Genomic DNA, 12,999 nt, shown 5'->3' on the forward strand with positions numbered 1-12,999 from the left:
CGCTCGCGCCGTCACATGGGCGTGACATGTGGCCGGCTTGGCTCTAAATGGGGGGCAAATCCCGGAATCGGAGCCAGGCCCCCATGCGTCCCTTCCTCGCCCACCCCTTCGATGATGACAAGTTGAAGGAGGAATGCGGCGTCTTCGGCGTGATCGGCGTTCCCGATGCGGCAAACTTCGTCGCCCTCGGACTGCACGCTCTCCAGCATCGCGGCCAGGAGGCGGGCGGCATCGTCGCCTACGACCCGAAGGACGGCTTCAACAACGTCCGCCGCTTCGGCTACATCCGCGACAACTTCACCAAGCCCGACGTGATGCAGATGCTGCCCGGCCCGCTCGCCATCGGTCATGTGCGCTACTCCACCGCCGGCTCCAAGGGCAACACCGCGATCCGTGACGTCCAGCCCTTCTTCGGCGAGTTTGCGATGGGCGGCGCGGCGATCGCCCACAACGGCAACCTCACCAATGCCGCGCAGCTCCGCCGCGACCTGATCGAGCGTGGCGCGATCTTCCAGTCCTCCTCGGACTCGGAATGCATCATCCATCTCATGGCCCGCTCGATCCAGAAGTCGATCCCCGAGCGGATGAAGGACGCGCTTCGCGCCGTCGAGGGCGCCTTCTCGGTCATCGCCATGACCCGCACCAAGCTCATCGGCGTGCGCGATCCCCTGGGCGTGCGCCCGCTCGTCCTCGGCAAGGTCGGCGATGAAGGCTATGCGCTCTCGTCGGAGACCTGCGGGCTCGACATCATCGGCGCGGAGTTCCTGCGCGAGGTCGAGCCGGGCGAGATGGTGGTGATCTCCAAGGGCAAGGTCGAAAGCTCGCGGCCCTTCGGCCCAGCGAAATCGCGCTTCTGCATCTTCGAGCAGGTCTATTTCTCGCGACCCGACTCGATCCTCGGCGGCCGCTCGGTCTACGAGACGCGGCGCCAGATCGGCGTGGAGCTTGCCCGCGAGGCGCCGGTCGAGGCCGACCTCGTCTGCCCGGTGCCGGATTCGGGTACACCGGCGGCGATCGGCTTTGCCGCCGAAAGCGGCATCCCCTTCGGGATGGGCATCATCCGCAACCAGTATATGGGGCGTACCTTCATCGAGCCGACCGAGCAGATCCGCAACATGGGGGTGCGGCTCAAGCTCAACGTCAACCGGGCGCTGATTAAGGGCAAGCGGGTGATCCTCGTCGACGACTCGGTCGTGCGCGGCACGACGAGCCGCAAGATCAAGGACATGATCCTCGACGCGGGCGCCGCCGAGGTGCATTTCCGCATCGCCTCGCCCCCGACCGCCTGGCCGTGCTTCTACGGCGTCGACACGCCCGACCGCGAGAAACTCCTCGCCGCGACGATGACCGAGGAAGAGATGCGCGCCTGGATCGGCATCGACAGCCTCAAGTTCATCTCGCTCGACGGGCTCTACCGTGCGGCGGGAGAGGCCGGGGGCCGCGACACCAAATGCCCGCAATTCTGCGACGCCTGCTTCTCGGGCGACTATCCGGTTGCACCCTCGGACCAGATCGCCAAGGGCTTCGCGATGAAGGCGGCCGAATAGGGTGTCGGGCTGGCGCGACCGGCTGTTCGGCATAGGGAGCGGCACGACCGAGCCACCCGGCGCCGAACGGCAATCGCTCCAAGCCGATGCGCGCTGGCGCCGGCTCCATGACAGGAACTGGACCTGCCCGGCTTGCGATCAGGTCCACAACGGCGTCTTCGACCTCGCCTATGCCCGCCCCGATCCTTACCAGGGGCCGGAAGATTACGAGCCGAACGGCGCGGTCCCCGACGCCCTCGCCGCCGGGCGGGATATCCTGACCGAGGACTTCTGCCTTCTCGGCCCCCACCGCATCCTGCGCTGCGTACTGCCGATTCCCATCATCGGCAGCGATACGCAGTTCGCCTTCGGTGTCTGGGGCACGATCAAGCCGGACCACTTCGACGAGGTCCTGGAGCATTTCGACAGCGGGACGGCGGCAGACACCGGGCCTTACTTCAGCTGGCTCATGAACCAGTTGCCCGGCGCTTCCCGCGATCCCGCGCGCTGCACGATGACGATGCAGAATGGCCGCCAGCGCCCGATGCTGGCGATCGACGACGAAAGCCACCCCTTCCACGCCGCCCAGCGGGACGGCATCACCTTCGACGCGCTGCTTGACCTCTATGCCCGATATGGCCACGACATCCGGCCCTACCTGACCGATGCCTGATCCGATCCGCTATCGCCCGCACCATTTCCTCTGCTCGCTCGGTTTCGAGGGCAAGGGCTACTCACCCGACTTCACCGCCAACATGACGGCGATCGTCATGGGCCGGCTTCGGGCCGAGAATGGCGACGCGACCGAGATCGAGGTCACGGGCGCCACCGACGATATCTGCGGCGCCTGCCCCAAGCGGCGTGGCCGGGCCTGTACCAACGAGCCGAAGATCAAGGTCCTCGACCGCGCCCATGCCGGCGCTCTGAAGCTTGAGCCGCGCGAGCGGCTGACCTGGGGCGAGGCCAAGGCACGGATCCTGGAGAACGTGCCGCCCGGCAGTCTCAGGACGCTGTGCCAGGGCTGCGAATGGGAACCCTACGGCATGTGCGAGGCCGCCCTGACACGGCTTCACCTGGCGACCCGATAAGCGGCCCCGAGGGGACCTGATGCCGCGGCCGATGCCAGCGCGTCACCCGCCGCAAGAGGCGTCGTTCGCGTCGGCGCAACCCGATGCGACGCGAGTCGATCACCCTGCCAGCGAAACCAGCAGGTCGGCCAGTTCCCGCGGCTTAAACGTGAAAGCCGCGTGGACGGACGCGATCTCGACGGGACGGACACCCAACCTGGCCGCGAAGGCCCGCTGCATGTCCGGGGGAATGATCTGATCCTCGGTGCACAGGATGTAGTTGCGCGGGACAGCCGGGATCGCTCCACCGGGCCAGGGCTGGTTGATCGCCAGCCAGCCCTGGCGCCGCTGCGTGTTGGACAGGAATTCCAGATACGCGGCCCGCTCCTCCGGCGGCACCAGAGAGGCGAGCAGGTCCAAGTTGAACGACCGGGTTCCGTCGCCGTTGTCGATGGTGACCGCAAGGATCGTTGCCGCGACGTCCGGCCCCAGGGCCTCGGAAATCGACTGCCCCGGTTCCGGCACGATGGCCGCGACGAAGATCAGCTGGTCGACCGGCAGCAGGGACGCGGCAAGGGGGGTGGTCGCACCGCCCGCGGAATGGGCGACAAGGACACGAGGAAGGCCAGTTCCCTCCATCGCGCGCGCGACCGTGGCGGCATAATCCTCCAGCGTCGCTTCGGCGCGTTCGCACGGCAGATCGACGTTGACCACCCGGTGCCCGCGGGCCTCGAGATAGGGCACGACCGGAGCCAGTTCCGCTGGAGATCCAAAGCCACCATGAACAAGCACGAACGACGTTGGCATGATCGCAACTCCAGGGGTGGATGCCGTCTTCGGCCGAATGAAAGCGCGCTTCGAACCGGCGCGAAGCCTCGGCGAAACGGGAACGCCCCGACTGGCTGAAAGGTAGCAAGGCTGCGGATTCCCCAATAGAGAAAACGCCGCCCGGCCACCGAACAAGGCCGGAACGTCAGGCCTTGCGGTTCTTCACCGCGGCCCAGCCGCCAGAGACGACGAGCGCCGCGATCACCGCCTTGACCGCGTCGCCGATCAGGAAGGGCGCCACGAAGCCCGCCCAGATCTTGTCAGCCGGCAGGCCGACCCAGCCGGCCTCGATCCCCAAGGTGCCGGCAAGACCCATCGGCCAGGCCACGCCCGGCAGGTAGAGGAGCGCCGAGGCGGCGATGCCCGCGAGCGACAGGCCGAAGATGCCCCGCACGCCCCGGTCGGCGGCGAAGCCCGCGAGCCAGGCGAGCCCGACGAAGCCCACGAGGAACCCCGCCGTGGGCCCGGCGAAGGCCACGAAGTTGAGGCCGTTCGCGAAGACCGGCAGCCCCGTCGCACCCTCGGCAAGATAGGTCAGCAGTGTCAGCGCGCCCATCCGCGCGCCATAGGTGAAGCCAACGATCAGGATCGCCAGCGTCTGCAACGTCATCGGCGTCGGCACCATCGGCACCGAGACCTGCGCCGCCAGCGCGATGAAGAGCGAACCTCCGAGCACCATGAGCGAGCGAGAGAGCCATGAGCGGGTCGGGAAGACAGCGTCTGAAAGTGTCATGATCGGACCTTTCCCCGGTTCTGTTCGCCCGGAATCTCGACCCTACCCGGCCATGAGTCAACAATATCCGTTGCAAGCCCCCGCGCGGGGTGCGAAACGGGCGCCATGACCGTAGCCTCCGATCCCACCACCAAACCGCTCGCCCTCGTCACTGGCGCCTCGCGCGGGCTCGGCTTCGCGCTTGCCGCCGCGCTGGCGGAAGCCGGCTGGCATGTCCTCGCCGTCGCCCGCACCTCGGGCGGGCTCGAAGAACTCGACGACCGTATCCAGACGGCCGGCGGCAGCGCCACGCTCGCGCCGATGGATGTGACCGACGACAAGGCGATGGCGCATCTCGCCGCCTCGATCGCGCATCGCTGGGGCAAGCTCGGCCTCTGGGTCCATGCCGCGATCCATGCCGCGCCGCTGAGCCCGGCCGGCCATATCGCCGCCAAGGACATGGACAAGTCAATCGCCTGCAATCTACGCGCCACCGCGACGCTGACCCCGCTCCTCGAACCACTGCTTCGCGCCGCCGAGGGCACCGCGCTCTTCCTCGATGATCCGCGCGGCGGCGAGAAGTTTTTCGGCGCCTACGGCGCCACCAAGGCGGCGCAGATCGCGCTCGCCCGAAGCTGGCAGGCCGAGACCGCCAAGATCGGCCCGCGCGTCGTGATCGAGACACCGCGCCCGATGGCCACCGCGACCCGCGCCCGCTTCTTCCCGGGCGAGGACCGCGCGAGCCTCGCCGATATCCACGAGGAAGCCGCGCGGCTGCTCGCCGCCCTCTGAGCGGCTATCATCTTGCCCCAAGTATTCCCGCGCCGATCGACTCGGGCCTGCCCGGGCGCGCGGCCATCGCCGCTTTACGCCCCGCCGCCGGTCGTCTAATCAGGGGCAAAGCAGCACGGGGCGGGCATGCGCATCCTCATCACCAATGACGACGGCATCAACGCGCCGGGGCTCGATATCCTGACCGCGATTGCCGAGGAGATCGCCGGGCCGGACGGAGAGGTCTGGACCGTCGCCCCCGCCTTCGAGCAGTCAGGCGTCGGCCACTGCATCTCCTACACCCATCCGATGATGATCCTGAAGCTTGGTCCCCGCCGCTACGCGGCCGAGGGCAGCCCGGCCGACTGCGTACTCGCCGGGCTCTACGATGTCCTTCAGGGCGGTCGGCCCGACCTCGTCCTCTCCGGCGTCAACCGCGGCAATAACGCGGCCGAGAACGTGCTCTATTCCGGCACGGTCGGCGGCGCGATGGAGGCCGCGCTCCAGGGCCTTCCGGCGATCGCGCTCTCGCAGTTCATGGGGCCGAGGACCGAAGATCTCGAAACCCCGTTCGAAGCCGCCCGCGACCATGGCATCAGGGTGGTGCGCGCGCTTCTCGACAAGGGGATCTGGGACAAGGGCGACTACCGGCTCTTCTACAACGTCAACTTCCCGCCCGTGGCCGGCAGGGACGTGAAGGGCATCAAGGTCACCGCCCAGGGCTACCGCACCGACACCTTCTTCGGGGTCGAGCCGCATGTCTCGCCCTCCGGGCGCAAGTTCCTCTGGATCACCGGCGGGCCGCAGCACCTGCCGACCGCGCCCGGCACCGATGTCGCGGCCAATCTCGACGGCTGGATCTCGGTCACGCCGATGCGCGCTGACCTCACGGCGCATGACACGCTCGCCGAGCTCGAGGCGCGGCTCGCATGACGGAACCGGCCGAGCGGAAGATGCGCTTTCTCTACGGGCTCCGCTCGAAGGGCGTGACGGACGCGCGCGTGCTGACCGCGATGGAGCGGATCGACCGCGGCGCTTTCGTCCGCGGCATCTTTGCCGAGCGCGCCTATGAGGACATGCCGCTGCCCATCGCCTGCGGCCAGACCATCAGCCAGCCCTCGGTTGTCGGGCTGATGACCCAGGCGCTGGCCGTGAGCCCGCGCGACAAGGTGCTCGAGGTCGGCACCGGCTCGGGCTACCAGGCCGCGATCCTCAGCCAGCTCGCGCGGCGGGTCTACACCGTCGACCGCCACCGCCGCCTCGTGCGCGAGGCCGAGGCGGTGTTCCAGAGCCTCGGCCTCACCAACATCACCGCGATCGCCGCCGACGGCAGCCACGGCCTGCCGGACCAGGCGCCGTTCGACCGGATTCTGGTCACGGCCGCCCCCGAGGATCCCCCCGGGCCGCTCTTGGCTCAGCTCAGGATCGGCGGTATCATGGTGGTGCCGGTGGGGCAGTCGGATACGGTGCAGAGCCTGATCAAGGTGACGCGGCAGCCTCACGGATACGATTACGATGAACTTCGCCCGGTGCGCTTCGTGCCGCTGGTCGAGGGGCTGGCGCAGGATTGAGGCGCCGCCCGAACCCACCGAGGCCCGGCCAACAGGGCCAGCGAACTGAGGATGCGAGCATGACCACCTCCCGCCCGATCTCGATGATCCGCGTGGCCCTTCTGGGAACCAGCCTCGTCGCGCTGGCCGCCTGCGAGCCGGGCGGCGGCTTCGATCCGGATCTGCGAAACTACAGCCAGATCGGCCTCGACACCTCCGCCGCCGCGATGCAGGCGAGCGCGGCGCGACCGACCCCGGACGCGCGCGGCATAATCTCTTACCCGAACTACCAGGTCGCAGTGGCGCGCCGCGGCGACACCGTCGACAGCGTCGCCGCCCGCGTCGGCCTGCCCGCGGCCGAGCTCGCGAGCTACAACGCGCTCCAGCCCGGCATGCCGCTCCGCGAAGGTGAGATCGTCGCGCTGCCGCGCCGGGTCGCGGGCGCGGCGCCCGCGGTCGCCGCGCCGGTGTATGGCGCACCGGCAACCGGTGCTCCGGCGACCGCCTCCGGCGGCCGCATCGACGTGACCACGATTGCCTCCGGCGCGCTCGACCGCGCGTCGGCCACATCGGCGCCCCAGCCCGCCGCTGCCGCTCCGGCACCGGCGGCAGCCCCTGTGACTGCCACCGAACCGGTTCGCCACCGTGTCCAGCGTGGTGAGACCGCCTATTCCGTGGCCCGGCTTTACAACGTCGACGTCAAGGCGCTTGCCGACTGGAACGGGCTCGGTCCCGATCTCGGTCTCCGCGAGGGCCAGACCCTGCTGATCCCGGTCGCGAACGCCACCCGCCCCGCGCCGGTCGCGGTGACCGCGCCCGGACAGGGCTCGCCGACGCCGACGCCTCCGTCGGCCGCCAAGCCGCTGCCGGCGGAGAAGACCACGCCGACCGCCGCGCCGGTCAAGACCCCGCCCCCGGCGGATCTCGGGGCAGAGAAGACCGCGGCCTCCTCGGGCTCGAAGCTGGCCATGCCGGTCCAGGGAAAGATCATCCGCGGCTACCAGAAGAAGAAGAACGAAGGCATCGACATTTCGGCGAGCGCCGGCTCCTCGGTCACCGCCGCGGGCGATGGCACCGTCGCCGCGATCACCAAGGACACCGAGCAGGTGCCGATCCTGGTGATCCGCCACGAGGGCAACCTGCTCACCGTCTACGCCAATATTGACGGGATCGCGGTCGCCAAGGGCGCCAAGGTCTCGCGCGGCCAGACGATCGCAAAGGTCCGCTCCTCCGACCCGGCCTTCCTGCATTTCGAGGTACGCCAAGGCTTCGACAGCGTCGATCCGATGCCCTACCTGCAGTAACGGACTTGGCGGCCGGACCGGAACCCCGGAGCCCGGCCCGCCATTATCGCCAGGTCCCGCGCCAACCTCGTCTGGAGAACGGATGCCGAAGTTTTTTGCATCTCTGCTGGTTGCGGCAGCGGTCCTGCTGATCGGCGGCTGCGCGGCAAAACCAACCGTGACCCAAGGCGATATCGACGCTCTTACGCGCGAGATAAAAAGGCTTGGACCTGACGTCGCGCCCGAGGAAGCCGAACGCGCCGCCAGCATCGCCTACCTTTACTCGCTGCAACTCGCGCGAGAGTACGAGATCACGGATCCACCAATCATTCACAATGACAAGGTCCTCCACGGCCTTCGCGAGCGCGGGCTCTGCAATGACTGGACTGAGGATCTTCTCAAGCGCCTGAACCAGGAGAACTTCCGCACCCTGTCGCTGCACTGGGCCACCTCGCCCCCGGCCACGTTCCGGATCATCCACCACACGGCCGTCATCAGCCGGCGGGGGGATACCTTGTACGACGGGATCATCCTCGACCCCTGGCGCTACGGCGGCACACTCTACTGGTCACGCCCGCAGGCTGACAGGCGCTACGACTGGCGGCCGCGGCTGGAGGTCCGAGAAAACCAGATCAGGATACAGGAGGCTGAGGCTGCCGCGGCGGTGGGCTGATATCAGCACCGGGTCCGAAATTCCTGCGGGGGCAAGGGCTTGTCAGAGCGTAACGCCCCGCCGCCCGGCAAGATCGGTGAAGTACTGCCAGGCCACGCGGCCCGAGCGCGCCCCCCGCGTCGCCTGCCATTCGATGGCCTCGGCGCGCAAGCTGGCATCGTCGATCGCCACGCCGTAAGCGTCGCAATAGCCGCGGATCATCGCCAGGTATTCGTCCTGATTGCAGGGATGGAAGCCGAGCCAGAGCCCGAACCGGTCGGAGAGCGAAACCTTTTCTTCCACCGCCTCCGAAGGATTGATCGCGCTCGACCGCTCGTTCTCGATCATGTCGCGCGGCATCAGGTGGCGGCGGTTCGAGGTGGCGTAGAACACCACGTTCGCGGGCCGCCCCTCGATCCCGCCATCGAGCACCGCCTTGAGGCTCTTGTAGTGCTGGTCGTCATGGCTGAACGACAGGTCGTCGCAGAAAAGCACGAAACGATGGCCGCTCGCGGCGCGCAGATGGGTCAGGAGACGGCCGACCGTGGGCAGGTCCTCGCGGCTCAGCTCGACGATCTTGAGCGGCAGACCCTGACGCAGTACCTCGGCGTGGACCGCCTTCACGAGCGAGGACTTCCCCATCCCGCGCGCGCCCCAGAGCAGCGCGTTGTTCGCGGGCAGGCCGCGCGCGAACTGGAGCGTATTGGCCAGAAGCGTGTCGCGCGACCGGTCGATGCCGACGAGTAGCGGCAGGTCGACGCGGTTCACCTCCGCCACCGGCTCCATCCGGTCGGGGTTCACATGCCAGGCGAAAGCGTCCGCAGCGGCGAAGTCCGGTGCCTGAAGCGGTGCCGGAGCGATCCGCTCCAGCGCCTCGGCGATCCGGGCCAGCAGCGCCGCGCTCATTGCTTGGCCGCGCCTTCGCCCGGCGCCTCCTCCGCGTCCTCTTCCTCGTCGTCAAACCAGAGGCCCTCGGCCCTGAGCTGCGCCTCGCGCTTCTTCTCGACCCGCGCGACGAGGAAGATTGACACCTCGTAGAGCCCGTAGACCACAACGAAGAGGATCACCTGGCTCACGACGTCGGGCGGCGTTGCGATCGCGGCGAGGCAGAGGATGCCGACGACGGCATATTTCCGCACCGCACCCAGCCCCGCGCTCGACACCAGCCCCGCCTTTCCCATCAGCGTCAGGAGCACCGGGAGCTGGAAGCAGAGCCCGAAGGCGAGAATGAACTTGATGGTGAGCGCGAGATATTCCTCGATCGAGCCGAAGAAGGCGATACCCGCGGCCGTGCTCGCCGCCGGATCGAGCGCGCCTTCAGCCGGGACCGGGCCGGATTTCTGGAAGCCGAGGAAGAACGAGAAGGCCAAGGGCAGGATCGCATAGTAGGCGAAGGCCGCGCCGGCAAGGAACATACCCGGCGAGGCGACGAGGAACGGCAGGAACGCGTTCTTCTCCGACTTGTAGAGACCGGGCGCGACGAAGCGCCAAAGCTGGTAGCCAATGAACGGGAACGAGAGCGCGAAGCCTCCCAGGAACGAGATCCGGATCGCGACAAAGAAGCCCTCCTGCAGCTTGATCATCGCTAGCGAGCAGTCCTGCCCGCGGTCGGCGAGTGCCGCACAGATCGGCTTGGTCAGGAAGGTGAAGATCGGGTCGGCCACCGAGAAACAGGCGACCATCGCCACGATGAAGGCCAGCACCGACCAGATCAGGCGCGACCGGAGCTCCGTCAGATGTTCGATCAGCGGCGCCGTCGAGTCGTCGATCTCGTCCTTCATCATGCCTCGCCCTTCTTGGTTGCGGGCTTGGCCTTGGCCGCCGCCGTCTTCGGCTTCGGCTTGGCGGCCGGTTTCGCCTCCGTCTTGGGCTTCGGCTTTGCCGGAACCTTCGTCGCGGTCGTGGCCGCCGGCTTCGGCGCGGCCGGCTTGGTCTCGGCGAGCTTCGTTTCGGCGGGCTTCTCCGCGGCCGGCTGCGAGGCGGACTTGGCCTCGGTGCGTACCGCGGCATCCGCCGCCTTCTTGTCGGCCAGAGCCTGCGTCGCCGGTCCCTTCGACGCCGCCGGTTTGGTCGGCTGCCACTTCTCGAACTTCGAGGCCGCCTGTTCGAGCGCGTCGAGTCCGAGGCTCTTCTTCGTCGTCATCGCCTTCAGCTCGTCGGCGGTTTCCTTGACGCCGGTCTCGCGCGCCGCGTCGTCCATTGCGCGTTGGAACTCGCGTCCCATTGCTCGCGCCTTCGCGGTGAAGCGCCCGAGCGTGCGGAACATCGCGGGCAGGTCTTTCGGACCCACCACGATCAGCGCCACGATGCCGATGAGCAGAAGCTCACTCCAGCCGATATCCAACATGTCCGCGCCGCCCCTTCAGGCGAAGGCCAAGGCTCAGGCCTTGTCCTTCTTCGGTTTCGGCGTCACGTCACGGGCCGCCTCGGCGGTGTCGTTCTCGATCTCCTCGGTGCCGTCCTTCACGCCCTTCTTGAAGGCGGTGATGCCCTTGCCGACCTCGCCCATGAGCGAGGAGACCTTGCCGCGACCGAAAAGCACCAGAACCACGACGGCGATCAGAAGAAGGCCAGGAATGCCGATGTTGTTGAGCATGTTCGTCTCCCTCGGGCACCTCCGCAGCGCCCGTTCTGCTACCCGTCCGATGTAGTCCGTCCGGGGTCCCAGTCAAAGCCCCTTCCGCACGCCGGACGGCCGGTTCAGGCCTTGAACCTGCGGTGCAACTGACAGTATTTTGTCAGTTGCACCCCCTCGATCCGGGACCTGATGCGCCGCAACGACCGCCTGTTCCAGCTTCTGCGCATCCTGCGCGACGGCAAGCTCCACCGTGCCGCCGACCTCGCCTCGGCGCTCGGGGTCTCGCCCCGCACGATCTGGCGCGATATGGCGGTCTTGATGGAACGCGGCCTGCCGGTCAGTGGCGAGCGTGGCATCGGCTATCTCCTGCGCGACCCGGTCACCCTGCCCCCGATGGCGATCACCAAGGACGAGTTCGAGGTGCTGCGGCTCGGCATCACGCTGGTCGCCGGTGCAGCCGACCCGGTGCTGGCGCGTGCGGCCGAGAGCCTGCGCGCCAAGATCGCCGCGGTCTCGCTCGCCGATGCCGGCGACACCGGCTCCGACACCTTCGTCTTCTCGAGCGCCGAGGCGGCGCGCGCCGCGCCGCATCTCGGCCTGATCCGGCGCGCGGTGCGCGAGCACCTGACACTCGCGCTGTCCTATCGCGGCGCGCCGGCGACGCGTGTCCGCCCCCTGCATCTCGATTACTGGGGTAAGCTCTGGACGCTGACGTCGTGGTGCGAAAACGCGCATGGATTCAAGGTGTTCCGCGTCGATCTTGTGACGTCTCTCAAGCATGACGGCGGCGCCTTCCTGCCCGAGCCGGGCAAGACGGTAGAGGACTACCTCGCCCGGATCGCGCCGGCCTGAGCCTCAGCCCCGACGCGGGAAGACGAAACAGCGGTCGCGGCGGATCATCAGCCACATCACCGTACCGGGCTTGGGCAGGAACACCGCCGGCACCGTCGCCTTGAGGATGTCGCCGCCATAGTCGAGGCGGAACTCGACGAGGCTCTCGCGGCCGAGGAACCGCGCCCGCACCACCTCGGCCCGCGCCGCGGTGCCGTCGCTCGGCGTCGGATTCGGGCCGCGCCCGGCCCGGTCGAAGTCGATCTTGAGATGCTGCGGCCGGATCACGATCTCGACCTCGGTGCCGTCGGGCACGCCGGGGGCGAGGAACTCGCCGAAGGCGGTCTCGGTCAGGGCGCCCTGAACTTCGCCGCGCAGGATGTTGATATCAGAGAAGAAAGCTGCCGCCTCGCGGTCGACCGGCGCATTGTAGATATTGTAGGGCGCGCCGCGCTGGACAACCCTGCCCCGGCGCATCAGCGCGATCTCGTCGGCCATGCGCATCGCCTCGTGCGGCTCGTGCGTGACGAGGAGGACCGCCGTACCCTCCTCCTTCAGGAGCGCCAGCGTGTCGTCGCGGATGCCGTCGCGGAGCCGCTCGTCGAGGCCCGAGAACGGCTCGTCCATGAGAAGGATGCGCGGATTGGGTGCGAGAGCGCGGGCAAGCGCCACCCGTTGCTGCTCGCCGCCCGAAAGCTCGTGGGGATATTTCGGCCCGAAGCCCGAGAGCGAAACCCGTTCCAGCAGCGCGTCGACCCGCCGCGCCTGGGCGGCATCGCCACGGGTAAGTCCGAAGGCGATGTTCTCGGCGACGCTGAGATGGGGAAACAGCGCGAAATCCTGGAACATCAGCCCGATCGAGCGCCGCTCGGGCGGGATCCGGAACACGGTGTCGCAGATCAGCCGCCCGTCGACGAGGATGCGGCCCCGGTCCTGCATGTCGACCCCGGCGATCATCCGCAGCGTCGTCGACTTGCCGCAACCCGAGGGACCGAGGAGGCAGGTCACCTGCCCGGCCGGAATCGTCAGCGAGACGTCGTCGACCACGGTCTGGCCGTCAAATCGGCGGACGAGGTTCTGGACCTCAAGTCGCGGCGGTGTCTCTGTCAGGTCGCGCATGCCCGTGCCCGAGAAAATTGGTCAGGTTTTGGACCGGATAGCAGCCCCGCCGGCTGGCCGCAAGCATCGCAGGTTTCGGCCC

General features: G+C 68.1%; 16 protein-coding genes. 9 read left to right on the top strand and 7 right to left on the bottom strand.

What is annotated here, in order from left to right:
* The first annotated feature begins 83 nt into the window (after positions 1–83).
* From purF to OM960_RS04745, 3 genes are read left to right on the top strand one after another with little or no spacing between them, the layout of a single operon-like run.
* On the top strand, positions 84–1,547 hold the full coding sequence (purF, locus tag OM960_RS04735; RefSeq protein ID WP_264771212.1) for an amidophosphoribosyltransferase: 1,464 nt from the start codon (positions 84–86) through the stop codon (positions 1,545–1,547).
* A 1-nt stretch (position 1,548) separates the two neighbouring features.
* Entirely contained in the window at positions 1,549–2,199 is a 651-nt protein-coding gene (locus tag OM960_RS04740) for a DUF2199 domain-containing protein (protein ID WP_263333312.1), read from the top strand.
* Positions 2,192–2,614, top strand: a complete 423-nt coding sequence (locus OM960_RS04745) for a DUF1284 domain-containing protein (RefSeq protein ID WP_264771213.1) — start codon at positions 2,192–2,194, stop codon at positions 2,612–2,614. Before OM960_RS04740 ends, OM960_RS04745 begins: the two co-directional genes overlap by 8 nt.
* A gap of 99 nt (positions 2,615–2,713) precedes the next feature.
* Here the strand turns inward: OM960_RS04745 and OM960_RS04750 are convergent, their stop codons facing one another.
* Positions 2,714–3,400: an alpha/beta fold hydrolase gene (locus tag OM960_RS04750; RefSeq protein ID WP_264771214.1), complete on the bottom strand. Its 687-nt coding sequence runs from the start codon at positions 3,398–3,400 to the stop codon at positions 2,714–2,716.
* Between the two features lie 166 nt (positions 3,401–3,566).
* A complete protein-coding gene (locus tag OM960_RS04755; RefSeq protein WP_264771215.1) occupies positions 3,567–4,154 on the bottom strand; it encodes a biotin transporter BioY in 588 nt (195 codons plus the stop codon).
* Positions 4,155–4,259: 105 nt separating this feature from the next.
* Between OM960_RS04755 and OM960_RS04760 the strand changes: the two genes are divergently transcribed.
* From OM960_RS04760 to OM960_RS04780, 5 genes are all read left to right on the top strand, one after another.
* Entirely contained in the window at positions 4,260–4,925 is a 666-nt protein-coding gene (locus tag OM960_RS04760; RefSeq protein ID WP_264771216.1) for an SDR family oxidoreductase, read from the top strand.
* 126 nt (positions 4,926–5,051) lie between these two features.
* Entirely contained in the window at positions 5,052–5,837 is a 786-nt protein-coding gene (gene surE, locus OM960_RS04765) for a 5'/3'-nucleotidase SurE (RefSeq protein ID WP_263333317.1), read from the top strand.
* On the top strand, positions 5,834–6,475 hold the full coding sequence (locus OM960_RS04770) for a protein-L-isoaspartate(D-aspartate) O-methyltransferase (protein ID WP_263333318.1): 642 nt from the start codon (positions 5,834–5,836) through the stop codon (positions 6,473–6,475). Before surE ends, OM960_RS04770 begins: the two co-directional genes overlap by 4 nt.
* Positions 6,476–6,534: 59 nt before the next feature.
* Complete coding sequence (locus OM960_RS04775; RefSeq protein ID WP_264771217.1) at positions 6,535–7,758, top strand: M23 family metallopeptidase; 1,224 nt, start codon at positions 6,535–6,537, stop codon at positions 7,756–7,758.
* An 82-nt stretch (positions 7,759–7,840) separates the two neighbouring features.
* Entirely contained in the window at positions 7,841–8,410 is a 570-nt protein-coding gene (locus OM960_RS04780; RefSeq protein ID WP_264771218.1) for a hypothetical protein, read from the top strand.
* Positions 8,411–8,452: 42 nt separating this feature from the next.
* On the opposite strand, the gene OM960_RS04785 is transcribed toward OM960_RS04780, so the two are convergent.
* From OM960_RS04785 to OM960_RS04800, 4 genes are read right to left on the bottom strand one after another with little or no spacing between them, the layout of a single operon-like run.
* Positions 8,453–9,295 (bottom strand): ATP-binding protein, encoded by an 843-nt coding sequence (locus OM960_RS04785; RefSeq protein WP_263333322.1) that lies wholly within the window; start codon positions 9,293–9,295, stop codon positions 8,453–8,455.
* Positions 9,292–10,173 (bottom strand): twin-arginine translocase subunit TatC, encoded by an 882-nt coding sequence (gene tatC, locus OM960_RS04790; RefSeq protein ID WP_263333324.1) that lies wholly within the window; start codon positions 10,171–10,173, stop codon positions 9,292–9,294. Before tatC ends, OM960_RS04785 begins: the two co-directional genes overlap by 4 nt.
* On the bottom strand, positions 10,170–10,736 hold the full coding sequence (gene tatB / locus OM960_RS04795; protein ID WP_264771219.1) for a Sec-independent protein translocase protein TatB: 567 nt from the start codon (positions 10,734–10,736) through the stop codon (positions 10,170–10,172). Before tatB ends, tatC begins: the two co-directional genes overlap by 4 nt.
* A gap of 33 nt (positions 10,737–10,769) precedes the next feature.
* Positions 10,770–10,985, bottom strand: coding sequence for a twin-arginine translocase TatA/TatE family subunit (locus OM960_RS04800; protein WP_263333328.1), 216 nt, complete (start codon positions 10,983–10,985; stop codon positions 10,770–10,772).
* Between the two features lie 171 nt (positions 10,986–11,156).
* Between OM960_RS04800 and OM960_RS04805 the strand changes: the two genes are divergently transcribed.
* On the top strand, positions 11,157–11,819 hold the full coding sequence (locus OM960_RS04805; RefSeq protein WP_263333330.1) for a helix-turn-helix transcriptional regulator: 663 nt from the start codon (positions 11,157–11,159) through the stop codon (positions 11,817–11,819).
* A 3-nt stretch (positions 11,820–11,822) separates the two neighbouring features.
* On the opposite strand, the gene OM960_RS04810 is transcribed toward OM960_RS04805, so the two are convergent.
* Positions 11,823–12,917 (bottom strand): ABC transporter ATP-binding protein, encoded by a 1,095-nt coding sequence (locus OM960_RS04810; protein ID WP_263333332.1) that lies wholly within the window; start codon positions 12,915–12,917, stop codon positions 11,823–11,825.
* Between the last annotated feature and the right edge of the window lie 82 nt (positions 12,918–12,999).

Origin of the sequence: Defluviimonas salinarum (assembly GCF_026013545.1) — a bacterium.
GTDB classification, from domain to species: Bacteria; Pseudomonadota; Alphaproteobacteria; order Rhodobacterales; family Rhodobacteraceae; genus Albidovulum; species Albidovulum salinarum.